At 69.8% G+C, this 22,971-nt stretch carries 24 protein-coding genes and 1 pseudogene; 2 read left to right on the plus strand and 23 right to left on the minus strand.

Annotated features, from left to right (window positions below; all coding sequences use genetic code 11):
* Window positions 1–140: hypothetical protein (locus ACKOB8_RS00455; protein WP_526374567.1), on the minus strand; the 140-nt coding region annotated here is incomplete at its 3' end.
* 75 nt (window positions 141–215) lie between these two features.
* Window positions 216–524 (minus strand): preprotein translocase subunit YajC, encoded by a 309-nt coding sequence (gene yajC / locus ACKOB8_RS00460; RefSeq protein ID WP_526374525.1) that lies wholly within the window; start codon window positions 522–524, stop codon window positions 216–218.
* 200 nt (window positions 525–724) lie between these two features.
* On the opposite strand from yajC, the gene gabT reads away from it, so the two are divergent.
* Window positions 725–2,089 carry a 4-aminobutyrate--2-oxoglutarate transaminase gene (gene gabT, locus ACKOB8_RS00465; RefSeq protein ID WP_526374527.1) on the plus strand — a complete coding sequence of 455 codons (1,365 nt, stop codon included), beginning with the start codon at window positions 725–727 and terminating at the stop codon, window positions 2,087–2,089.
* A gap of 4 nt (window positions 2,090–2,093) precedes the next feature.
* Here gabT and ruvB read toward each other — a convergent pair whose 3' ends face one another.
* The 14 genes and pseudogenes from ruvB to ACKOB8_RS00535 form a co-directional block, all read right to left on the minus strand.
* A complete protein-coding gene (gene ruvB / locus ACKOB8_RS00470; protein ID WP_526374529.1) occupies window positions 2,094–3,155 on the minus strand; it encodes a Holliday junction branch migration DNA helicase RuvB in 1,062 nt (353 codons plus the stop codon).
* A 33-nt stretch (window positions 3,156–3,188) separates the two neighbouring features.
* Window positions 3,189–3,779 (minus strand): Holliday junction branch migration protein RuvA, encoded by a 591-nt coding sequence (gene ruvA, locus ACKOB8_RS00475; protein ID WP_526374531.1) that lies wholly within the window; start codon window positions 3,777–3,779, stop codon window positions 3,189–3,191.
* The gene (gene ruvC / locus ACKOB8_RS00480; RefSeq protein WP_526374533.1) at window positions 3,776–4,354 is read right to left on the minus strand and encodes a crossover junction endodeoxyribonuclease RuvC; all 579 of its coding nucleotides are present in this window, start codon (window positions 4,352–4,354) and stop codon (window positions 3,776–3,778) included. Before ruvC ends, ruvA begins: the two co-directional genes overlap by 4 nt.
* 80 nt (window positions 4,355–4,434) lie before the next feature.
* Window positions 4,435–5,190 carry a YebC/PmpR family DNA-binding transcriptional regulator gene (locus ACKOB8_RS00485; RefSeq protein WP_526374535.1) on the minus strand — a complete coding sequence of 252 codons (756 nt, stop codon included), beginning with the start codon at window positions 5,188–5,190 and terminating at the stop codon, window positions 4,435–4,437.
* A gap of 58 nt (window positions 5,191–5,248) precedes the next feature.
* Window positions 5,249–5,857 (minus strand): pyridoxal 5'-phosphate synthase glutaminase subunit PdxT, encoded by a 609-nt coding sequence (gene pdxT, locus ACKOB8_RS00490; protein ID WP_526374537.1) that lies wholly within the window; start codon window positions 5,855–5,857, stop codon window positions 5,249–5,251.
* Window positions 5,854–6,714 carry an acyl-CoA thioesterase II gene (locus tag ACKOB8_RS00495; RefSeq protein WP_526374539.1) on the minus strand — a complete coding sequence of 287 codons (861 nt, stop codon included), beginning with the start codon at window positions 6,712–6,714 and terminating at the stop codon, window positions 5,854–5,856. The genes pdxT and ACKOB8_RS00495 overlap by 4 nt, the downstream gene beginning before the upstream one ends.
* A gap of 11 nt (window positions 6,715–6,725) precedes the next feature.
* Window positions 6,726–7,613 carry a pyridoxal 5'-phosphate synthase lyase subunit PdxS gene (gene pdxS, locus ACKOB8_RS00500; RefSeq protein ID WP_526374541.1) on the minus strand — a complete coding sequence of 296 codons (888 nt, stop codon included), beginning with the start codon at window positions 7,611–7,613 and terminating at the stop codon, window positions 6,726–6,728.
* Window positions 7,614–7,645: 32 nt separating this feature from the next.
* Window positions 7,646–8,658 (minus strand): annotated as a pseudogene (locus ACKOB8_RS00505) (NUDIX hydrolase).
* Window positions 8,659–8,683: 25 nt separating this feature from the next.
* The gene (locus tag ACKOB8_RS00510; RefSeq protein ID WP_526374543.1) at window positions 8,684–9,808 is read right to left on the minus strand and encodes a glycosyltransferase family 4 protein; all 1,125 of its coding nucleotides are present in this window, start codon (window positions 9,806–9,808) and stop codon (window positions 8,684–8,686) included.
* Window positions 9,808–10,737, minus strand: a complete 930-nt coding sequence (locus ACKOB8_RS00515) for a phosphatidylinositol mannoside acyltransferase (RefSeq protein WP_526374545.1) — start codon at window positions 10,735–10,737, stop codon at window positions 9,808–9,810. Before ACKOB8_RS00515 ends, ACKOB8_RS00510 begins: the two co-directional genes overlap by 1 nt.
* Complete coding sequence (gene pgsA, locus ACKOB8_RS00520) at window positions 10,737–11,420, minus strand: phosphatidylinositol phosphate synthase (RefSeq protein ID WP_526374547.1); 684 nt, start codon at window positions 11,418–11,420, stop codon at window positions 10,737–10,739. Before pgsA ends, ACKOB8_RS00515 begins: the two co-directional genes overlap by 1 nt.
* Window positions 11,417–11,947: an ATP adenylyltransferase gene (locus tag ACKOB8_RS00525; protein ID WP_526374569.1), complete on the minus strand. Its 531-nt coding sequence runs from the start codon at window positions 11,945–11,947 to the stop codon at window positions 11,417–11,419. The genes pgsA and ACKOB8_RS00525 overlap by 4 nt, the downstream gene beginning before the upstream one ends.
* 13 nt (window positions 11,948–11,960) lie before the next feature.
* Window positions 11,961–14,012, minus strand: coding sequence for a threonine--tRNA ligase (gene thrS, locus ACKOB8_RS00530; protein WP_526374549.1), 2,052 nt, complete (start codon window positions 14,010–14,012; stop codon window positions 11,961–11,963).
* An 82-nt stretch (window positions 14,013–14,094) separates the two neighbouring features.
* Window positions 14,095–14,529 carry a TIGR02611 family protein gene (locus tag ACKOB8_RS00535; protein WP_526374551.1) on the minus strand — a complete coding sequence of 145 codons (435 nt, stop codon included), beginning with the start codon at window positions 14,527–14,529 and terminating at the stop codon, window positions 14,095–14,097.
* Between the two features lie 58 nt (window positions 14,530–14,587).
* Between ACKOB8_RS00535 and ACKOB8_RS00540 the strand changes: the two genes are divergently transcribed.
* Entirely contained in the window at window positions 14,588–15,085 is a 498-nt protein-coding gene (locus ACKOB8_RS00540) for a DUF1990 domain-containing protein (RefSeq protein WP_526374553.1), read from the plus strand.
* On the opposite strand, the gene ACKOB8_RS00545 is transcribed toward ACKOB8_RS00540, so the two are convergent.
* The 7 genes from ACKOB8_RS00545 to ACKOB8_RS00575 all read right to left on the minus strand — a co-directional run.
* Window positions 15,057–16,325 (minus strand): MFS transporter, encoded by a 1,269-nt coding sequence (locus ACKOB8_RS00545; protein WP_526374555.1) that lies wholly within the window; start codon window positions 16,323–16,325, stop codon window positions 15,057–15,059. The two genes, ACKOB8_RS00540 and ACKOB8_RS00545, sit on opposite strands and share 29 nt — an antisense overlap.
* A gap of 11 nt (window positions 16,326–16,336) precedes the next feature.
* Window positions 16,337–17,485 (minus strand): N-acetyltransferase DgcN family protein, encoded by a 1,149-nt coding sequence (locus ACKOB8_RS00550; protein WP_526374557.1) that lies wholly within the window; start codon window positions 17,483–17,485, stop codon window positions 16,337–16,339.
* 155 nt (window positions 17,486–17,640) lie between these two features.
* Window positions 17,641–18,342 (minus strand): cupin domain-containing protein, encoded by a 702-nt coding sequence (locus ACKOB8_RS00555; RefSeq protein ID WP_526374571.1) that lies wholly within the window; start codon window positions 18,340–18,342, stop codon window positions 17,641–17,643.
* A gap of 31 nt (window positions 18,343–18,373) precedes the next feature.
* Window positions 18,374–18,934 carry a cupin domain-containing protein gene (locus ACKOB8_RS00560; protein ID WP_526374559.1) on the minus strand — a complete coding sequence of 187 codons (561 nt, stop codon included), beginning with the start codon at window positions 18,932–18,934 and terminating at the stop codon, window positions 18,374–18,376.
* A gap of 32 nt (window positions 18,935–18,966) precedes the next feature.
* A complete protein-coding gene (locus tag ACKOB8_RS00565) occupies window positions 18,967–19,491 on the minus strand; it encodes a hypothetical protein (protein ID WP_526374561.1) in 525 nt (174 codons plus the stop codon).
* A gap of 21 nt (window positions 19,492–19,512) precedes the next feature.
* Complete coding sequence (locus ACKOB8_RS00570) at window positions 19,513–21,249, minus strand: amidohydrolase (protein WP_526374563.1); 1,737 nt, start codon at window positions 21,247–21,249, stop codon at window positions 19,513–19,515.
* 135 nt (window positions 21,250–21,384) lie between these two features.
* Window positions 21,385–22,971: WS/DGAT domain-containing protein (locus tag ACKOB8_RS00575; protein WP_526374565.1), on the minus strand; the 1,587-nt coding region annotated here is incomplete at its 5' end.

Here is a 22,971-nt window from a genome sequence, read left to right on the forward strand (position 1 = left end):
CCGCCCTGCAGGTCGATACCGAGTTTGGGCTTGGCCTCTTTGTTACCGGTGAGGAAGACCAGCAGGTAGGTCCCGATCAGCGCAACCAGGAACAACGCCAGCCAGCGGTAGGGCCGCACCGGCGCCGATGACGATGCCACGTTGCTGTTTCTCCTCTGTGTCGCCTGCGTTCGCCTGCGCGCCTCCCGCAAGAGGGTACGGGGTGCGCCGGGCGATCAGTCCTGGGCCAGCCGATCCGCGTCGGTTTCGGCCGCAGCCTCGGGCAGTTCGGGCTCGATCCGGTCCCGGATGGCCAGCTTCATCCACCGGGTCACCACCCCGGGCGCGATCTCCAGGTCCACGGTGTCCTCGGCGATCGCGGCGATGGTGGCCTCAAGCCCCGAGGTGGTGTGCACCCGGTCCCCGACCCGCAGCGATTCGTGCAGGTCGATGGTGGCTTGCATGGCCTTGCGCTGGCGGCGCGAGGCGAAGAGCATGAACGCGCCCAGGATGATGATCAGGGGCAGGAAGGTCAGCAGTTCCATGGCGGCAGGCTTTCGGGTCGGGTGCGGGCGGACGGTTGGCCGGGGACCCAGCCGCGGCCCCCGCCTGACACAGTGTGCCACCGGGAGCCACCGGCGGTACGAAACCGTGACGTCGCCCGCGCCGACTGGTGCAACCCCGCCAGCCGAGGCTACCCTTATCTGATCAGCGTAGATCCGTCCGTCGCGCCAGGAGATCACCCGTGAGCATCGTCGAACAGAGCCGCAAAATCGTCACCCCCATCCCCGGACCGGTGTCCACCGATCTGGCCAAACGCCGCACCGCGGCGATCTCGCGCGGGGTCGGCAGCACGCTGCCGGTCTTCGCCGCCCGCGCCGCCGGCGGCATCATCGAGGACGTCGACGGAAACCGCTTCATCGACCTGGGTTCGGGCATCGCGGTCACCACCATCGGTAACTCCGCGCCGCGGGTGGTCGACGCCGTGCGCGATCAGGTCGCCGACTTCACCCACACCTGCTTCATGGTGACGCCGTACGAGGAGTACGTCGCCGTCGCCGAACACCTCAACCGGCTCACGCCGGGCTCCTTCGAGAAGCGCACCGCGCTGTTCAACTCCGGTGCCGAGGCGGTGGAGAACGCGGTGAAGATCGCCCGCGCCTACACCCGGCGCACCGCGGTGGTGGCGTTCGACCACGCCTATCACGGCCGCACCAACCTGACGATGGGGCTGACCGCCAAGTCGATGCCCTACAAGAGCGGCTTCGGGCCGTTCGCGCCGGAGATCTACCGGGCCCCGATGTCCTACCCCTACCGCGACGGGCTGATCGACAAGGAGTGGGGCACCGACGGCGAACTGGCCGCCGAGCGCGCCCTGACGGTGATCGACAAGCAGATCGGCGCCGCCAACCTGGCTGCCCTGATCATCGAGCCGATCCAGGGCGAAGGCGGATTCATCGTTCCCGCACCGGGATTCCTGCCCGCCCTGCGGGCCTGGTGCACCGAGAATGACGTGGTGTTCATCGCCGACGAGGTGCAAAGTGGCGTCGCCCGCACCGGGCAGTGGTTCGCCTGCGAGGACGAGGGCATCGAACCCGACCTGATCGTGATCGCCAAGGGCGTCGCCGACGGCATGCCGCTCTCAGCGGTGACCGGCCGGGCCGAGATCATGGACGCGCCCCACGTCAGCGGCGTGGGCGGCACCTACGGCGGTAACCCGGTGGCCTGTGCGGCGGCGCTGGCGACGATCGAGACCATCGAGCTCGACGGCCTGCTCGAGCGCGCCAAGCAGATCGAGGCGCTGATGAAGGACAAGCTGGGCCGGATGCAGGCCGACGACGACCGCATCGGCGACGTACGCGGCCGCGGCGCGATGATCGCGGTGGAACTGGTCAAGTCCGGCACCGCCGAACCTGATCCCGAGCTGACCAAAGCGTTGGCCAGCGCGGCGCATGCCGCAGGCGTGCTGGTGCTCAGCTGCGGCACGTTCGGCAACGTCTTACGCCTGCTGCCGCCGCTGACGATCAGCGACGCGCTGCTCACCGAGGGGCTCGAGGTGCTGGAGAGCATCCTCGCCGACATCCCGGTCGCCGCGCCGGCGCTGGTCTGAGCGGCTACTCGAACAGGCCGGGCTGACCCAGCGCACCCGCGGACGGGGGCGGGGTGAGGCCCAGGTGCGTCCACGCCTGCGGGGTGGCCACCCGCCCGCGCGGAGTGCGGGCGATCATCCCGGCCCGCACCAGGAACGGCTCGCACACCTCCTCGACGGTGGCGGCCTCCTCACCGACGGCGACAGCCAGGGTGGACACCCCCACCGGCCCCCCGCCGAAGCTTCGGGTCAGCGCCGAGAGCACCGACCGGTCGAGGCGGTCCAGACCGAGTTCGTCGACGTCGTAGACCTCCAGCGCCATCTTGGCCACGTCGCGGGTGATCACCCCGTCCGCGCGCACCTCGGCGTAGTCACGGACCCGGCGCAGCAGCCGGTTGGCAATCCGCGGGGTGCCGCGCGAACGGCGGGCGATCTCGGCACCCGCGTCCGCACCCAGGCCGATGCCCAGGATGCCCGCCGAGCGGGTGAGTACCTGTTCGAGTTCGGCGGGTTCGTAGAAGTCCAGGTGCGCGGTGAACCCGAAGCGGTCGCGCAGCGGCCCGGTCAGCGCACCCGAGCGGGTGGTCGCGCCGACCAGGGTGAAGGGCGCAACCTCCAGCGGGATCGACGTCGCCCCGGGACCCTTACCCACCACCACGTCGACGCGGAAGTCCTCCATCGCCAGGTAGAGCATCTCCTCGGCGGGTCGGGCGATGCGGTGGATCTCGTCGATGAAGAGCACGTCGTGCTCGACGAGGTTGGACAGCATCGCGGCAAGATCCCCGGCGCGTTCCAGCGCCGGACCGGAGGTCACCCGCAGCGACGAACCCAGCTCGGCGGCGATGATCATCGCCAGCGACGTCTTTCCCAGACCGGGCGGCCCGGACAGCAGAATGTGGTCCGGTGTGCCGCCGCGGTTGCGCGCGCCCTCGATCACCAGTGAAAGCTGCTCGCGCACCCGCGCCTGGCCGATGAACTCCCCCAGCGACCGCGGCCGCAGCCCGGCGTCGATGTCGCCCTCGCCGACCGTCAGCGCCGGCGAGAGATCCCGCTCAACGGGATCGCCGTCGTCCTCGAACCGGCTCATCGGGACTCCCTCATTTTCCACGTCACGTGCGGGTCACTTGCGGCCGAGCAACGACAGCGCCGCGCGCAACGCACCGGACGTGCCGGCCTCCGGATCGTCGGCCAGCGCCTTGTCACAGGCCTCCTCGGCCTGCTTGAGCGCAAAGCCAAGTCCGACAAGGGCTTCCACCACCTGAGCGCGCACCGCATGTCCCCCGACGGCCACTCCCGCACCGGCGCCGAGCACAGCACCGATCTTGTCGCGCAATTCCAGCACCATGCGTTCGGCACCCCGCTTACCGATGCCCGGCACCCGGGTCAGCGCGGTCACGTCGCCGTCGGCCAGCGCCCGGCGCAGCATCACGGGGTCATAGACCGCCAGGGTGGCCAGCGCGATCTTGGGTCCGACCCCGGAGACACCGAGAAGCAGCAGGAACAGATCACGGGCGTCGGTGTCGGCGAAGCCGTAGAGAGTCATCGAGTCCTCGCGCACGATCATCGCGGTGATCAGCCGCGCTTCGTCACCTCGGCGCAGGGTGGCCAGGGTCGAGGGTGTGGCCATCACCTTGTAACCCACACCGGCGGCCTCGATCACCGCGTGGTCGAGAGCGACCTCGATCACCTCCCCGCGGACGGCGGCGATCATCTCGCGCTCCCCCGGGTCTGCCCGGCCGCCGCCTTCAGCTTTTCCTGATACCGCTTGCGCTGCGCGGCCGCCAGCGCGTCGGCCTCAGCCATCCGGGTGATCATCGGCGCGCGCCAGCAGTGACAGATCGCCAGCGCCAGCGCGTCGGCGGCATCTGCGGGGGTCGGTTTCTGCTGCAGCGCGAGGATCTTCGTCACCATCGCCGTGATCTGGCTCTTGTCGGCGCGGCCGTTGCCGGTCACGGCCGCCTTGACCTCACTGGGGGTGTGGAAGTGCACGTCGATGTCGCGGCGCGCGGCCGCGAGGGCGATCACCCCGCCGGCCTGGGCGGTGCCCATGGCCGTGTTGGCGTTGGCGTTGGCGAACACCCGCTCGATGGCGATGACGTCGGGACGGTGGGTGTCCATCCAGTGCTCGACGGCGTCGCTGATGGCCAGCAGCCGCACGGCCAGCGGGTCGGCGGCCGGGGTGCGCACCACATCGACGTCCAGGGCGATGACCTGCCGGCCGCCCCGGCCCTCGACCACCGACAGGCCGCACCGGGTCAGCCCGGGATCGACTCCCATCACCCGCACCAGCGCCTCCTGACTACGAACAGCTGTTCGATAGCCTAGCGGCCGCGAGTGACATCGCCGGGCAGCGACATACCCGGCCTCTAGTCCTCGTCGAGTTGGGCGGCGACCTCGTCGGGGATGTCGATGTTGGTGTAGACGTCCTGGACATCGTCGCTGTCTTCCAGCGCATCCACCAGCCTGAGCACCTTGCGGGCGCCGTCCAGGTCGACGGGCACCGTCACCGACGGCCGGAAGTCGGCCTCGGCCGAGTTGTAGTCGATGCCGGCGTCCACCAGCGCGGTGCGCACCGCGACCAGGTCGGCCGTCTCGCAGAGCACCTCGAAGCTGTCACCGAGGTCGTTGACCTCCTCCGCCCCGGCCTCCAGCACGGCGAGCAGCACGTCGTCCTCGCTCAGGCCGTCCTTGTCCAGGTTGACCACGCCCTTGCGGGTGAACAGGTAGGCCACCGAGCCGGGGTCGGCCATGTTGCCGCCGTTGCGGGTCATCGCCACCCGCACCTCCCCGGCGGCCCGGTTGCGGTTGTCGGTCAGGCATTCCACCAGCACCGCCACCCCGTTGGGGCCGTAACCCTCGTAGGTGATGTTCTGCCAGTCGGCCCCGCCGGCCTCCTCGCCGGCGCCGCGCTTGCGGGCCCGCTCGATGTTGTCGTTGGGCACCGAGGACTTCTTGGCCTTCTGGATGGCGTCCCACAGGGTCGGGTTGCCGTTCGGGTCACCGCCGCCGACCCGGGCGGCGACCTCGATGTTCTTGATCAGCTTGGCGAACATCTTGCCGCGCTTGGCGTCGATGACGGCCTTCTTGTGCTTGGTGGTGGCCCATTTGGAGTGGCCGCTCATCGCAGGGTTCCTCCGTGTCGGCGGGTGTGAGCGAGTCCGAGTCTAGCCGCCCGCCCGGTCAGGCCCGACCGGTGACGATGTCGACGAACAGCCGGTGCACCCGGCGGTCGCCGGTCACCTCCGGGTGGAACGCGGTGGCCAGCATCCTGTCCTGCCGGACGGCGACGACGTGGTCACCCACCCGGGCCAGCACCTCGACGCCGGGTCCCAGACGTTCCACCCACGGCGCGCGGATGAACACCGCGTGGGCGGGGCCGTCAAGCCCGCGGAACTCGACATCGCACTCGAAGGAGTCGACCTGACGACCGAAGGCATTGCGCCGCACCGCCATGTCGATCGCGCCAAGCGGGCGGGCCTCGCGACCGGGTTGCCCGGCATCCAGGATCTCGCTGGCCATCAGGATCATCCCGGCACATGAGCCGTAGGCCGGCATTCCGGCCGCCAGGCGGGCTCGCAACGGGTCGAGCAGATCCAGTTCCCGCAGCAGCAGGCTCATCGTGGTGGACTCCCCGCCCGGGATGACCAGGGCGTCGACCGCCTCGAGTTCCTCGCTGCGGCGAACCGTGCGGGCGTCGGCGCCGGCGGCGTCCAGGGCCGCCAGGTGTTCGCGGGTGTCCCCCTGCAGCGCCAGCACCCCCACCACCGGCCGGCCGGCGCGGCCGCTCACCGCGGCGGCGGGGAGTACCCGCGCTCGTAGCGGGTCAGACCCTCCTGCACGACCGCGGCGACCATCTGACCGCGCTGGTTGAAGATCTGGCCCTGGGTCAGGGCCCGGCCGCCGCACGCCGACGGCGAGGACTGGTCGTAGAGCAACCACTCGTCGGCGCGGAACGGGCGCATGAACCACATCGCGTGATCCAGCGAGGTGACCATCAGGTGCGAGCGCTCCTCGGGATGGGTGGAATTCGCCGAGGACAGCAGCGTCAGGTCACTCATGTAGGCCAGCGCGCAGATGTGCAGCAGCGGATCGTCCGACAGCGGGTCGCGGTGCCTGAACCACACCTGCTGTGGAGACACCTTTCCCGGAACCGCCGCCAACTGCTCGGGTGGAACCCTGCGGATGTCCCACTCGGCGAACAGACCGAACGCGCGATCGCCGAAGAGGCGCACCCCCAACCCGCCCGGGGTGTGGAAGTCCGGAAGATCATCGGGCGGCGGGGTGATCGGCATGGGGTCTTGATGTTCGATGCCGCGCTGCTCGAGCTGGAAGGACGCACCCATCGAGAAGATGACCTCGCCGTTCTGGACGGCATTGACCCGCCGGGTGCAGAACGAGCCGCCGTCGCGGGGCCGGTCGACCAGGTAGATCGCCGGCTCCGTGGCATCACCGGGCCGCAGGAAGTAGGCGTGCAGCGAGTGCACCCGGTATTCCGGCTTGACGGTCCGTACCGCCGACACCAGAGCCTGTCCGGCGATGTGACCGCCGAATGTCCTTCGCAGATAACCCGATTCGGGGTCGAAGACGGCACCGCGGTAGATATTGACCTCGAGCTGCTCCAGGCCGAGGATCTGTTCGATCGCCATCGGACGAGTGGCTACCAGCCGCGCTGCGCGAGCCGGTGCGGCTGCGCGATCTCCTCGACGTTGATCCCGACCATGGCCTCACCGAGGCCGCGGGAGACCTTGGCCAGCACGTCGGGGTCGTCGTAGAAGGTGGTGGCCTTCACGATCGCCGCCGCGCGCTGAGCGGGGTCGCCCGACTTGAAGATCCCGGAGCCCACGAACACGCCCTCAGCGCCGAGCTGCATCATCATCGCCGCATCGGCAGGCGTGGCGATACCGCCGGCGGTGAACATCGTGACCGGCAGCTTGCCCGCGCGGGCCACCTCGACCACAAGATCGTAGGGCGCCTGCAGTTCCTTCGCGGCGACGAAGAGCTCGTCGGGCGACAGCGACGACAGCCGACGGATCTCCCCGGCGATGGTCCGCATGTGCATCGTCGCGTTGGACACATCCCCCGTGCCGGCCTCGCCCTTGGACCGGATCATCGCCGCGCCCTCGGTGATGCGGCGCAGCGCCTCACCGAGGTTGGTGGCACCGCACACGAACGGGACGGTGAACTTCCACTTGTCGATGTGGTTGGTGTAGTCGGCCGGGGTGAGCACCTCGGACTCGTCGACGTAGTCCACGCCGAGGCTCTGCAGGATCTGGGCCTCCACGAAGTGCCCGATGCGGGCCTTGGCCATCACCGGGATGGAGACCGCGGAGATGATGCCCTCGATGAGATCGGGGTCGCTCATCCGGGCCACCCCGCCCTGGGCGCGGATGTCGGCGGGCACCCGCTCCAGCGCCATCACCGCGACCGCGCCGGCCGCCTCGGCGATGCGCGCCTGCTCCGGGGTGACGACGTCCATGATGACGCCGCCCTTGAGCATTTCGGCCATGCCGCGCTTGACGCGCGCTGTCCCAGTCTGAGCGTCCACGGTGCTCCCTCCGACTCGATCAGTCTAGAGGCTCAGCTGATCGGGCGTGGCTGCGCACCCGGCTGCGCCTCCGGCCGGTCGGCCAGCCGGCCCGCCTCGGTGAGCAGCCCACCGAGTTGCAGCGGGTAGACCTGCTGGCCGGCCGCGGTCAGCTCGGCGATCGCGGGCGCGTCACACCAGCGGTGGTCGTGGAGGTAGCCGCGCTCCAGCGCGGTGTGCCCGGCGGTCGACGGCACGAACCGCGGGGTGCGGTGAACGAAGAAGAACTCCGCGCTGGAGATCACCGCCCCGTTGAAGCGGAACACCGCGTCGCGTCGCCAGACCGGCCCGACGAGCCGGCCCGGTCGCACCCGCAGTCCGGTCTCCTCGGCCAGTTCGCGCGCCGCCGCAGCGGCCAGTGACTCACCCCGGCGGGCCTGCCCGCCGACGGTGAACCACCACCGCGGCGCGCTGCCGTCGGTGATCGCCGGATCCGAGCCGCACAGCAGCAGCACAGCCCCGTGCTCGTCGAGCAGGATCACGCGCGCCGAGGTCCGGGTCATCGCTGGGCTGGTTCGGCGATCTCGAAGTAGTGCGGCAGCGCCGCTCGTCCGCCCAATCGCAGCCAACGCACCGGGCGGCGCTCGCGCAGCGCCAGGGTGTCGCGGACGGCGTCGTTGTGAAAACGCCGGGCCAGTAGCACCCGCGCCTCGGCGTCGGCCAGTTCGGCGACCAGGGCCGCCGGAACGGTGGACGGATCGACACGTGCCAGCGCGGTGGACAGTTCGTTCTCGCAGGCTTCGCGGGCGGACCGGGGAGCCCGTTCGGCGGTGTCGGCCAGGGCGGCCAGCCGAGCCGCCAGCCGGCCGTCTTCGGGATCGCCGCCGCGGGCGTCGGCGGCGACCGCCCGGGCGACCACCGCGCGACGGGCCAGCGCGGCGTCCAGCGCCTGCCAGGACAGGTCGTAGCGGACGTGCAGCCGGTCGAGCCGGTTGGCGGTCTGATAGGCCCACGCGGCGAGCACGATGAGGACCGCGACCAGCACGGCGGTCAGCGACCAGTACAGGCCCGGGGCCACTAGTCCGGCTCCATCAGCCGGCGACCGCGACCTTCGCCCCGGCGGCGGCCACCGTCTCGTACACCCGCATGATCTCGTCGGCCACCACCGCCCAGTCGTAGCGGCGCACCGCGGCGGCGGCCGCCCTGACATAGCGCGCCCGCAGTCCGTCGTCGCACAGCACACTGATCAGTCCGGCAGCCAGCGCCTCGGAGTCCTCCACCGGGACCAGCCGTCCGGCCTTGCCGTCCTGCAGCACCCGGCGGAAAGCGTCAAGGTCGCTGGCGACCACCGGGGTCCCGGCCGCCATCGCCTCGACGAGCACGATGCCAAAGCTCTCACCGCCGGTGTTGGGTGCGCAGTAGACGTCGGCACTCCGCAGCGCCGAGGCCTTCTCGGCATCGTCGACCTGGCCGAGGAATCTCAGATGGCCGGCCAGGTCTCCCACGCTCTCCCGCAGTTCATCCTCGTCGCCGCGCCCGACGATGAGGATCTGCACGTCGCCGAAGCGCTCCACGAGTGCAGGCAGTGCGCCCAGCAGCACCGCCATGCCCTTGCGCGGTTCGTCGTAGCGGCCCAGGAAGAGCACGGTCTTTCCGGATCGCGGATAGCCGCTCAGCAACGGTGCCGAAGCGATCGCGGAGACGTCCACGCCGTTGGGGATCTCCACCGCATCAGAGCCGAGCGCCTCCATCTGCCAGCGCCGGGCCAGGTCGGAGACCGCGATGCGGCCGACGATCTTCTCATGCCACGGTCGCAGGATTCCCTGAAACACGCTGAGCGTCAACGACTTCGTCGTCGAGGTGTGAAACGTCGCAACGATCGGACCCTCGGCGATCATCAGCGCCAGCATCGACAGGCTCGGCGCGTTGGGCTCATGCAGGTGCAGCACGTCGAAGTCGCCGTCGGCGAGCCACTTCTTGACCTTCCGGTGGGTGGCCGGACCGAACCGCAGCCGGGCCACCGAGCCGTTGTACGGGATGGGGACCGCCTTCCCGCCGGAGACCACGTAATCAGGCAGGTCGGCATCGTCTGTGGCGGGGGCCAGCACACTGACGTCGTGGCCGCGCGCGCGCATCACCTCGGCGAGCTGCAGCACGTGCGACTGCACCCCGCCGGGAACGTCGAACGAATAGGGGCAGACCATCCCGATGCGCATCAGGTCCCGTGCCCCTCGAGGCCCGCGCGCCGCTGCTCGGAGAGGTCGGCCAGCCACAGCGGCTGGAGCATGTGCCAGTCCTGGGGATGGGCGGCGATGTTGACGGCGAACCGGTCGGCCAGCGCCTGCGTGACAACACCGACATCGCCCGAGCGGGTGTCCAGCGCGTCATCGATCTGGACCACGCAGTCCTCGCCGTCGTAGAACACGTGCGCGGGGTGCAGCGGGGCGCCGGTCTGGATCGCCAGCTTCGCCGGGCCGGCCGGCATCCGGGTCGGCTCGCCGAAGAATTCGACCGGCACCCCGGCGCGGGTGAGGTCGCGGTCGGCCATCAGGCAGACGAACCTGTTCGCGCGCAGGCGCTCGGCCAGAATCTCCAGCGGCGGGCGCTCGCCGCCGGTCAGCGGCAGCACCTCGAAGCCCAGGCTCTCCCGGTAGTCGATGAAGCGGCGATACAGCGACTCCGGCTTGAGCCGCTCGGCGACGGTGGTGAAGGTGCCGTACTTCTGAGCCAGCCACACCCCGGCCATGTCCCAGTTTCCGCTGTGCGGCAGGGCCATCACCGCACCACGGCCGCCGAGCAACGCGTCGTCGAACTTCTCCGCGCCCCGAAAGACCGCGTTGAGCCGATCGGTCAGTGCGGCGTGGTCCATCGACGGGAGCCGAAACGCCTCGCGCCAGTAGCGGGCGTAGGAGGCCAGTGAGGCCCTCATCAGCCCGTCGGGCACCCGCTCGGGCTCGGTACCGATCACCCGGGCCAGGTTGCGGCGGAGTTGCTGCGGACCTCCACCCCGGGCGGCATACCGCGCCCCCGCGCCGAAGATGTTGCGCGCCAGGCCTTCGGGCATCGCCCGGACCAACTGCCAGCCAGCCGCGTATCCCCAGTCCCCCCAGGGGGCCGGCTTGCGCAGTGCGACCGGGCCGGCCATCACGACTGCGGGCTTCCCGGCTCGCCGCCCCTGCGCTCGACTCCCAGCGTCCCGTCCGTGCCGTCCATCGCACCCGGTGAGCTGCGCACGCTGTGCAGTCGCTGACCGACGGTGAGCAGGCTGGCGACCGCCAGCAGCCACATCGCGACCGGCAGCGCGGCCGGAATGGGAAACCACGGCAGATCCGCCAGTCCGGTCCCCAGCAGCACGATCACCAGCCGTTCGGGCCGTTCGATGAGCCCGCCGCTGCCGTTGAGACCGCTGGCCTCGGCACGGGCCTTGATGTAGGAGATCACCTGGGAGGTCACCAGGCAGATCAAGGTGGCGACCACCAGCGAGGTGCTGCGCAGGCCGAACGCCGCCCACCACAGCAGCCCGCAGAACACCGCGCCGTCGCTGATCCGGTCGCAGACCGCGTCGAGCACAGACCCGAACCGGGTTCCCCCGCCACGTTCCCGGGCCATCGCCCCGTCGAGCATGTCGGCCAGGACGAAGAAAAACACTGCCACCGCTCCCCACCAGAGCTCGCCGATGGGCAACAGGGTCAGTGCCGCCAGTACCGATCCGGCCGTCCCGATGATGGTCACCGTGTCGGGGGTGAGTCCCACCCGCAGCGCGGCCTTGGCCAGCGGTGCGCTGAGCCTGACGTAGGCCGCCCGCGTCATCAGGTAGAAATCGCTCACCGATCCGCCCACTCGTCGGCCAGCAGTTTGCGGGTGTCGCGCAGCAGTTGCGGGATGGTCTTGGTCTCCCCGACGACGGTGATGAAGTTGGCATCACCAGACCAGCGCGGCACCACGTGTACGTGCAGGTGCTCGGCCAACGAGCCGCCGGCCGACCTGCCGAGGTTGAGACCGACGTTGAAACCGTCGGGCCGCGACACCGACTTGATGACCCGGATTGCCTTCTGGGTGAACAGCATCAACTCGGTGCTCTCGGGGTCGGTCAGATCCTCCAGCTCCGAGACCTGCCGGTAGGGCACGACCATCAGGTGTCCCGGGTTGTAGGGATAGAGGTTGAGCACCGCATAGACCAGCTCGCCTCGGGCGACGATCAGGCCGTCCTCGTCGGCGAGGGTGGGTATGTCGGTGAAGGGCTGCTTGGACGGCGCGGCGTCGCGGGGTCGGGGGGTGTCCACGATGTAGCTGAGCCGATGCGGCGTCCAGAGGCGCTGCAGACGGTCCGGGTCTCCCACCCCGGTGTCGATCATCGGCGGGCGCTCGTCAGTCACCGCCGACCTTCACCGACTCGGCGCTGGGAGTGGCGTTCTCGCGGTCGGCGATCCAGGCCCGAATCACGGACAGCGCCTCGCCCCGGGGTACGCCGTTGATCTGGCTGCGATCCCCGAACCTGAAGCTCACCGCCCCGGCCTCGACGTCACGGTCGCCCGCGAGCAGCATGAAGGGCACCTTCTGGTTGGTGTGGTTGACGATCTTCTTCGCCATCCGGTCGTCACTGGTGTCGACCTCCACCCGAACACCGTGCGACTTCAGTTCGGCGGCAACATCTTCCAGGTAGGCGACATGGTTCTCAGCGACGGGTATGCCGACCACCTGCACCGGTGCCAGCCAAGCAGGGAAGGCACCGGCGTAGTGCTCAGTGAGAATGCCGAAGAAGCGCTCGATCGAACCGAACAGCGCGCGGTGGATCAGCACCGGACGCTGGCGGGTGCCGTCGGCGGCGGTGTACTCCAACTCGAAGCGTTCGGGCATGGTGAAGTCGAGCTGAATCGTGGACATCTGCCAGCTGCGGCCCAGAGCGTCGCGAACCTGCACCGAAATCTTGGGTCCGTAGAACGCCGCACCCCCGGGATCGGGCACCAGGTGCAGTCCGGAGGACTCGGCCACCTCGCGCAGCGTCTCAGTCGCCTCCTCCCACAGTTCGTCGGAGCCGACGTACTTCTGCGGATCCTTGGTGGACAGCTCCAGGAAGAAATCGTCGAGGCCGTAGTCGGCCAGCAGATCGAGCACGAACCGCAGCAGCGAGGAGAGTTCGTCGCGCATCTGCTCGCGGGTGCAATAGATGTGCGAATCGTCCTGGGTCATCCCCCGCACCCGGGTCAGCCCGTGCACCACTCCGGACTTCTCGTAGCGGTAGACGGTGCCGAACTCGAAGAGCCGCAGCGGAAGTTCCCGATACGAGCGGCCCCGGGAGCGGTAGATCAGGTGATGCATGGGGCAGTTCATCGGCTTGAGGTAGTAGTCCTGCCCCGGCTTGCGCAGCGCCCCATCGGCGCCGTACTCGGCATCGATGTGCATGGGCGGGAACATCCCGTCGGCGTACCACTGGAGATGTCCGGAGGTGACGTAGAGCTGCTCCTTGGTGATGTGCGGGGTGTTGACGAACTCGTAGCCGGCCTCGATGTGCTTGCGCCGCGAATACTCCTCGAGTTCGCGGCGCACGATGCCCCCCCGGGGGTGAAAGACCGCCAGGCCCGAACCGATCTCGTCGGGGAAGCTGAACAGGTCCAGCTCGACGCCAAGCTTGCGGTGATCGCGCCGCTGAGCCTCCTCGAGCAGCTCAAGGTGACGGTCCAACGCCTCCTGCGACTCCCAGGCGGTGCCATAGATCCGCTGCAGGCTGGCTTTGCTCTGGTCGCCCCGCCAGTAGGCCGCCGAGCTTCGGGTCAGCCGGAACGCCGGGATGTACTTGGTGGTGGGCACGTGCGGTCCGCGACACAGATCGCCCCAGACCCTCTCCCGGGTGCGGGGGTTGAGGTTGTCATAAGCCGTCAGTTCGTCGCCCCCGACCTCCATCACGTCCGGATCGCCGGACTTGTCGTCGATCAGCTCGAGCTTGTAAGGCTCGGCGGCGAGTTCGCGGCGGGCCTCCTCGGCGGAGCTGTAGACCCGCCGGGAGAACAGTTGCCCCTCTTTGACGATCTGGCGCATCCGCTTCTCCAGCGCCTCCAGGTCCTCGGGGGTGAAGGCCTCCGGAACGTCGAAGTCGTAGTAGAAGCCGTCGGTGATGGGCGGGCCGATACCCAGCTTGGCCGCGGGGAACAGTTCCTGGACGGCCTGGGCGAGCACGTGCGCGGCGGAGTGGCGGATCACGCTGCGGCCCTCGTCGGAGTCGGCGGCCACCGGGGTGACCTCGGCATCGGCCTGCGGCGCCCAGCTCAGATCGTGCATCGCGCCCTCGGCGTCGCGCACCACCACGACGGCGCCCGGCTCCCCGCGCCCGGGCAGACCGGCGTCGCGGACCGCCGCCGCGGCGGTGGTTCCGGCGGCAACCCTGATCTGGGCTGCCGGGGCGGGACTTGCGGGGGCGCTCACTGTTGTCACTTTCGGTCGCGACCGGTCACTGCCGTTCGCGACAGGTCGCGACTGGCCGCGTTCATGCTAACGGCAGCCCTGATCAGGCCCCCCGACCGATCGGGCTGTCCAGGGCGGGGTGGTCGAGTCCGACCAGCCGGGCCGACCACGCCAATGCCCCCAGCAGCCACAGGGTCGCCACCACCGCGGCCGCGGTGAGCACCGCGCCCATCGCCTGCACCCACCAGCTCTGCCGCCGGAACCAGCTCATCGCGGTGTCGTAGCGCCCCCGGGTGTAGCTCAGCGTGCGGTGTGCCCAGTAGAACTCCGAGGCCAGGATGGCCAGCCCGAGGAACACGATCGCCCATCCCGGTCCCGGGTAGGGGATCGCCGCGATGCCGACGAACAGCACGGCCAGACCGACCACGCCCACCGCCACGCGATAGGCGAAGTCGGCAGCCGGCCGCTGCCGCAACCGGTCCCGCCGACGTGACCAGCCGGCTCTGAACCCCGCGCGGGGAGGCGGGTCGGCGGCCATGGGCTCACAGTACGGGCGGCGACAGCCCGGTGCGGCATGCTGGAGCGGTGGTGACGTCATGGAGCTGAAGGATCTGGCCGGCCTGCCGTTGACCTATCCGGAAGTCGGGGCGACCGCCGGGACACTGCCCGTCGGCTACCGCCACGTCCGGATCTGCCAGCGGATCGGGTCCGGCCGCGAGCGCTTCGAGCGGGCCGGCGCAGCGATCCTGCGCTACGGCATGCTGCGCGGAGCCGGGCTGAGGGTCACCGCGACCACCGAGGCGGCCCACGTCGGCACCGAGGTTCTCGGCCGGCTCGGGCCGTTCGTGGCGCCGTGCCGGGTGGTCTACGTGCTCGACGACGCCGATCGGCGCGGGTTCGCCTACGGCAGCCTGCCCGGCCATCCGGTTGCCGGCGAGGAGATGTTCGGGGTGCGCTTCGACCCCGCCGACGGCGGGGTCTACACCGAGGTGGTGGCGTTCTCGAAGCCTGCGACGTGGTGGAGCCGTCTGGGTAGTCCGGCGCTCGCGCTGGCGCAGCGGATCGTCACGCACCGTTATCTGTCGTCGGTGTGAGCCGCAATCGCCGGAACCCGCCAAGCAGCGCCACGGCCGCCAGCAGTGCCACGGCCAGTGCGCCCAGCGCCACCGCCGGACCCGCCCACGCCATCACCAGACCCAGGGCCGACGCGGACGCGAACGTCGCCAGGTGCCGCGGTGCCTGCGCGAGACCGGTGACGGCTCCGCGGACATCTGCGGGCGCGTCGGCCTGCACGATGGCGCCGGTCACGCCGATCATCACCGTCATGGCCGCCTCACCGGCGGCCACCGCCAGGCACGCCGCGCCCAGCCGGGAGAGGGTCAACGCCGCGCCACCCGACAGCGCGACGGCTTCCACGACAAGCACGGCCACCAGGATGGCTGCGGAGTAGCGCAGCAGTCGCGCGTGGCACACCCGGTGCCACGCCCACGTCACGAAGCTCATGCCGGCCAGCGCGCCCGTCGCCGCGGCCAGCGCGATGAGCCAGAGGTAGTCGACAGCCGAGATCGCCACGGTGACCGCCGGGGCAAGCACACCGGCCGGCAACGCCAGTTGCAGTACGACGTCGGCCCGGGTGGCTTCCCGCAGTCGGGGCACCCTCCGCAGAGCCGACCACGCGCTGCGCAGGGTGCGCGCGGTGTCGGAATCGGGGCGCGGCGGGCACAGCCCGGCGCCGAGACCCCGCGCCACGGCGGCCAGCAGTGGCAGGAACCCCAGAGCACAGGCGACCTGCCCGACCCCGGTCAGTCCGATCGCGACCAGCAGCCCACCGCCGGCCGCTCCGAGCAGCGCCCCGGCGCGCGCGATCCAGTCGTCGAGCACGGCCGCGTCGCGGGCGGCCTCCGCGGGCACCAGGCTGGCTTGGAAGTGCTGCCACGACGGACGCAGCAGTGCCATCGCGAGCCCGTCTCCGGCGGCCAGTGCGACCACAGCGGTGGTCGTCAGCCCACCACCGAGCGCGAGGATTCCCCCGAGCAGCATCGGCAGTGCCCGCAACATCAGGGCGACGGCGAAGGTTCGCCGCGCGGGCGTGCGGTCCACCAGCACCCCGGCCGGGATCACCGCGAGGGCGAAAGCCAGCGACATCGCCGCGAACGCCGCACCTACGCCCAGCACACCACCGCCGGTGGAGTCGACATTGCCCACCCGCAGCACCAGGTTGGCCGCGGCGGCGGTCTCCACCGGCAGTGCGGCCCACAGCAGCACGGCCAGGCAGGGGTGCTCACTCACCGATCGCCAGGTGCTGCGCCGCGTGGCGGCGCTGAACGTCGTCACGGCGATGCGGGTCACTTACCCGCCAGGCCGCGCACGACCTCGACCACGCGTCCGATGCCCTGCTCCAGCGGCGCCACCACCGGGCGGCCCAGGCGCTCCTCGAGTCGCGCGCACTCCGCGTCGACGGTGGCCGGGTCCATGCCCGAGGTGTTGATCGTCACCGCGCACACCGGCCGGCCGAAGCGCTCCAGCAGCGAGATCTCGTCGGCGATGTCGGGGATCCGGAAGCCGCGGTCCTCCAAGCCGTCGAAATAGATCCGCGCGGGGCTGTGCTGCAGCACGATCGCGTGCGCGTCGCCGGCGACCAGGAGCCCGCGCGAGCCGGCTCCGCTGCCCGCCGGGTTGCTCAGAGCCGACTGCCCTTCCAGGACCATGACATCGGGATCGACTCCGGCCGCGCACGCCAGCATGGCGCCTTCGATTTCCCCGGCGATGAAGTCACACGGCATCGAATCCAGCACGATGCCGTAGCTCCCGCCCTGCATCCAGCCGGTCTGGCCGGTGTGGATCATCTCAGCGGAGGTGCCGGTCTCGCGCAGTGCCGTCACCAGCAGACGCGACGTGGTGCGCTTGCCCACCATGCAGTCGGTGCCCAGCACCGCCACGCGAGTCGCGCGCAGTTCGGTCACCTCGCCGGTCCAGTACCGCAGCGGCCGGTGGGTCGGCGGTTTACGAACGTCGGTGAGCGTCGCGCCGAGGCGCTTGGCCAGCGGCGCAATCACCGGGTCGTCGCAGAGGTAGTCGTGCAGACCGCTGACGAGGTCGAAACCGTGGTGCAGCGCCCGCACCAGTTCGGCGTGCAGTTCAGGGGTGAGCCGGCCGCCGTGCGGGGCCACTCCGAGGATGGCCGCCGGACGGCCGTCGCCGGCCAGGAATCGGGCCCGGGAAAGATCGGCGACGACGGGGATGCCGGCGGCCCGGCCCTCCAGGAGGATCCCGGCGTCGGAGCCGGCGCAGGTTGCGTCGACGACGGCGCGGATGTCGAAGCGGGTGCTGCCGCGGACCAGGCCGTGTGCGACCTTGGCGCGCGGAGTCCGGAAGGCGTCGTCGGTGAGAATGATCGCCGGCTGGGGCCGGGATACCGGTGTGGCGCTGCGCTCGACCGGGCCGGGGCCGAACGCCCGGGCCAGCGACGGGATCTGCTCGAGAAGCGTGGTCATGTCTGTGGGTTCCTTTCGGACGTCGCGCTGACGTCTGAACCCACTATCTGTTCTGCGCGGCCCCGGCGGCATCGGCCCGACCGACCCGGCGGTTGATGATTCCGGGTCCTGCAGAACGAGGACACCACCCGGCTGTCAGCCGCGTTGAGCTGGGCTTATGGGGATCGCAGGATGACGATGGACGTGTCGATCTTCCGGAACGAGTCGAAGGTCTGTGCGGGGACACCGAAGATCGCGGACAGCACCCGGGTCGGCAGTCGGCTCAGCGACTCGCCGATGCCGATGTTGTCGGCGTCCTCGGGCGCACTGGTGTTCTGGATGATCACGATCTTCATGTCCGCCGGGCCGCGATTCTCGAAGTAGTGGAACGAGCCCTGCGGGGCGAAAACGACATCGCCGGTCTGTTGCTCGAAACTCTCGTGGTTTCCGTTGCCGTCGATGATGACCCAGGACGCGACCCCGCTGGTGACGATGTTGAGTTCCCAGGCGCTGGGATGCCAATGCGGCTCCCGGATCCCGCCGGGCTGCAGGGTGAGCAGCACGATGCTGGCCTCCTGCCCCCGCAGGATCGGGAAGTTCTCCCCCGATGCCTGGCGGAACGAGCCACCGTCATGCGTCACGGGCGGTTGCGCGCCGAGCCGGTACAGGTGCGATTGGGAGGTGATCAACTCCGCGGGGATACGCGGATCACCGAATCGCGCCGCGTCGTCTGCCAGCGCATCGGCGGCCGAATCCGGTCCGGTGCGCGGGCCGGACTCGGCGCCGATCAGCAGTCGATCCACGCCCGCCCCGGCGGCGGCAGCCGCACCGGCCAGGCCGGCGCCGCCGAGGACCTTGCGCCGGTTAATCGGCATGATCGCAGCGTTTCATCGGTCGGCTCTTTCGCAGTCAGGGGGAACGCAGGATGACGACGGCATCGTCGGACTTCTTCAACGAAGCGAAGGTCTCTTCGCTCGCGCCGAACAGAGCGGACAGCACGCGCGCCGGGATTTTACTGAGGCTCTGGGCGATCCCGATGTTGTCCTTGGTTTCCGGTGCACTGGTGTTCTGGATGATCAGCACGTCGAGGTCCGCACCACCCCGGTTCTCGAAGAAGTGGAAGGAACCCTGCGGCGCGAAGACGACGTCGTCGACGTTGGCCTCGAAACTCTCGTGGTTTCCGTTGCCGTCGATGAGCACCCAGGTCGCCACACCGCGCAGAACGAGGTTGATCTCCCAGGCGCTGGGGTGCCAGTGCGGTTCCCGGATTCCGCCGGGCTGCAGGGTGATGAGCTGGATGCTCGCCTCCTGGCCTTTGAGGATGGGGAAATTGTCCTCGTGCGCCTGCTGCAGCGAGCCGCCGTCGTAGGTGGTGGGCGCCACGGCACTGAGGCGGAAGAGGTGCGATTGCGAGGTGATCGTCTCCGCGGGGATGCGGGGGTCACCGAACCGTGCCGCATCATCGGTCATGGCCGGGCCTCATCTCTGTCAGTGACGTCCGTTCAATTGGCGTCGGTCACGCCGACCGGAGCGGGCGCGTTCGCCCCGATGTAGGTGCCGTTGGGTCCGACAACGAAACCGACCTGCTCACGGGCATTCAAGCAGGCCACCACACCGGTGTCGTCCACCCCGCAGAACACCTGCCGGTAGCTCAGCCGGGTACCGGGCAGCAGCGGCCGGACCTCGCCGGCGGCGGCGTAGATCCCGGGATCGGCGGAGTCGAATCTCGGCGGGCCCACCGGCGCTCCGGTGACCAGGTTGACGCCGCCCGGCGCACCCGGCAGCGGTCCGCTGCAGCCGTAGTCACCGTTGAGGGTGTCCAGAACGCAGACCACACCGGGCGGACCGGCGAAGGCGTACCACTTGCCGCCATTGACCGTGTAGTCCGCCGGGTTCATCGGCAGGTAGTTCGTGACGTCGGGAATCGGCAAGGCGGGGGGCGGGGGTTCGGGGTCGGCCCAGCCCGGCGGCGCCGCGGCCACGCCGGTCCCCGCCGCGATCGCGGCAGCCAGCAGGAATCTCAGCATCGCCACACGGTATCGGACTTGCTAGCAGCACTTGCGGGTTCCGACCTGCTGGGCAAGTTCTTCTGCCATGCCCTGCTCGGTCGGGTCGATTCCGCGGACCTGTTCCACGAACGCGTCGATGTCGATCTTGCGCCCGCCCAACCACGTTCCCAGAACCTTCACTTGGTCGACGATCTGATCGACGGGGACGGTATAGATGTCCGCGGAGAGTTCGACGAGGTCGGCGTACTTACCGACGGCAAGCGAACCGATCTCGTGGTCGCGCTTGAGCTGGTAGGCCCCGTTGACGGTGATCGCCCGCAGCGCCTGATCCAGGGTGACCGCCTGGTCGGCACCGTGGACCTTGCCGTTGACGGTGGTCCGCGTCACGGTCTGCTGCACGTTGTACAGCTGGTTCGGCGGCGACACCGACCCGTCGTTGTGATAGCTGGGCCGCACCCCCGCCTCGAACGCGTCACGGGTGCGCTGCCACTGCGAACCGTGTTCGGAGTCGAACATCACGCCGTCGAGGAGATCGCCCCAGTAGATGTACTGGAACGGACTCAGCGAGCAGGTGACACCGAGGGAGGCGGCGCGCTCGAACTGGTCTCGCCGCGCCGCGCCGAGGTGCTCGACCCGCCAGCGGTGATCGGAGCCGAGCAGCTTGAACTTCGCCAGCGCCCGCTGATAGGCGTCGAGCACCACGTCGAAACCGACGTCGCCGTTGCAGTGAAAGGCCATCTGATACCCGGTCGGCACGAACTGATCGAGAATCTCGTCGAGTTGGGCTCGGGTGTAATTCATTTCGGCCTCGCCGCGTGGGCCCAACTCGATCTGCGCCGTGCGAGTGGTCTCGTTGTCGAGGTATTCGAAGGAAATCGCGACGTTGCCGATCCACGGTGAGCCGTCGGCCCACAGTTTGATGCCGACCTTGCTCACCAGGTCCGGCTTGGGGAAGGTGAGATCTGCGGCAGCGTCCGGCTCGATCGACATGTGGTAGAGGTGCAGACGCAGCGGACAGTCCGGGACCGAGGACAGCGCGGCATAACCCTGGTACTGCCGCGAGTTGTAGGTGTGCTCCGAGGTGGCGGTGACACCGTTGGCCGCCATCAGCTTGTAGAACAACGCACCGGAGTGCAGCGGATGCGGGATGGCCTTGGGCAGCACCGCGCCCACCACCATCATCAGCGCGCCGGACTCGAAGGCGGTGCCGTCACTGGTCACCCCGTCGGCCTCGCGGCCGAAGGTGCCACCCACCGGATCGGCCGGCGCCTTGCCGTCAGGCCAGCCCATCAATTGCACTGTGGCGCTGTTGAAGTAGATGCCGTGTCCGGAGTTGTCGATCACCACGACCGGGCGCGAACCGAAGATCGGGTCGAGCACCGCCCGGGTCGGAAGCGGTGCCTGCTGCAGCAGCCGATCGACCCCGTTGAAGATCAGCACCTGATCCGGGGGTGTCTCCTTATGTGCCTTGGCGAAGATCTTCTGAACGTCCGCCCAGGTGGGAATCCCGACGTTGGGCGACACCCAGTAGGCCGGCTCCTGGGTCGCCATCCCGGACAGCAGCGGGTGACTGTGCGGTTCGACGAACCCGGGCATCAGCACCGTGGGGCCCAGGTCGGTCACCGCGACACCGGGTGCCGCCGCCTGCACCTGCGAGAGCGAGCCGATCGCGGTGATGCGGCCGGTACCCGAGTCGAACGCCAGCGCCCGCGCCCGAGGCAGCGCCTCGTCCATGGTGATGATGCTGGCCGCCTTGAGGATAGTGTCAGTCGCCATCGTGTCGTGGTGCCTCCTTGTCTGTGGGGCGTGTACCGGTGCCTGAAAAACCGAAGCGTACGCCGACGCGTCGCGACCCTTCCGGAAGGCGAGGGACCGGCAGCCGGATCGGTCAGATGCCCTGCTGCTGCGGCGTCAGATCATCGGGCTCACGCCGGCCCCGGGAGTGCGTGCGACCAACCGGTCGAAGGCGGCAGCGAAGCCGTCGACGATGCCCTCGTGGCCGGGTACCAGTTCGGTGTCGCAGGCGATGCCCACCACGACGTCGCCGTTGTAGCTGCAGATGCTGAAGCTCATCGGTTGGTCTCCGGAGACGGGGGCCCAGCCGGCGATTCCCTCCACCAGTGCACCCGCCAGGTAGACCGGGATCGGCGGCCCGGGCACATTGGTGAGCACCCCGACCGTGCGGTTGGTGAACAACTCCACCGACGCCTCGTACATGGTCTGGCTGAACCTGGCGATCGCCTCCTGCAGCCGGAAGGCGATCGCGGCCTCGTGGCTACGTTTGATCCGGTCCATCCGCCGCTGGGCGATCCTCAGCACCGCGACCGGATCGGGCTCATCGGTGGGCAGCTCAAGTTGCACGAGCGCGAACTCGTTACCCAACGTTTCCGGCAGGCTCAGGTCGAGCGGCTTGAGGTTGACCGGCACCATGAACGCCACCGAAGCGCACTGGGCGTCTCGCGATCGCAGGTAGTCATGCAGCGCACTGGCGACGGTGGCCACCAGGACATCGTTGACGGTGCAGCCGTGCGCCTTGGCGACGGCCTTCACAGCGGCCAGCGGCAGGGGCGGCGACCAGGCGACGCCCTTGAAGCCGCTCGCCGGTCCGGTCCACAGGGTGACGTCGTTGCGGGTGCCCAGTACGAGCTTGCGGGCGGTATCGAGGTCACCGGGCGCGGCGGCCACGACACCGGCCAGCGCGCCGCCGGCGGGCAGCGTTCGCCGCAGCGCCGTCGCGGCCCCCGATGACGCCCTGCGAAGGCCGTGCAGCGCGGAGTGCAGCGCACCCAGCGGGTTGCGGAACGCGAGGCGGCCGAGTCCGGCGGCGCGCAGCGCCGGCCGAGCGGTCGTGGCGGTCCTTCCCCTGCGCACATTCGCCAGCCACCGTCCGGCGGCCCGCGCGACCGCGGTGAATTCGCCGGCGGCCCCTCGCAGCCACCGCGCCTTCGGCCGGGCCGGCTCGGACTGGGCGCCGTACTGGGCTACCGCCGGACCCAGGATCGCTCCGCCCTGCGGGGAGGCGTCGAACAGGCTCATCGCCAACTGGACCATGCGCATCCCGTCGGCCATCGCGTGGTGGCTGCGCAGAATCATGGCGCTCCCGCCGCGGTAGCGCTCGACAAAGATGACCCGCCACAGCGGCCGGTCGCTGCCGAGCAACTCGGTGCGATGCGCGGCCACCAGGGCGTGCATGCCTCGCGGATCGCCGGGGTCGGTCAGGGTGGCGGTGCTGACATGGTGGGCGATATCGAAAGCGGGGTCCTGCTCCCAACCCCAGTTGCCGTCGTTGTCGCGAACGGCCCGGCTGCGGAACACCGGGTAGCGCTCGACGAAACGTTCGGTGATCGCCGCCTGCAGCCGCACGAAGTCCACGGGCTCGGCGGTCCACACCGCGACGTCGGCCACCATGGCGTTGGTCGGCCGGTCCATCTCCAGCCACAGGGAATCCTGGATCCCCATCGGCACCCAGCGCGGAGGGGCGGGGCGGGCGGCCACACA

This window comes from Mycobacterium sp., assembly GCF_046091765.1.
GTDB lineage: Bacteria > Actinomycetota > Actinomycetes > Mycobacteriales > Mycobacteriaceae > Mycobacterium.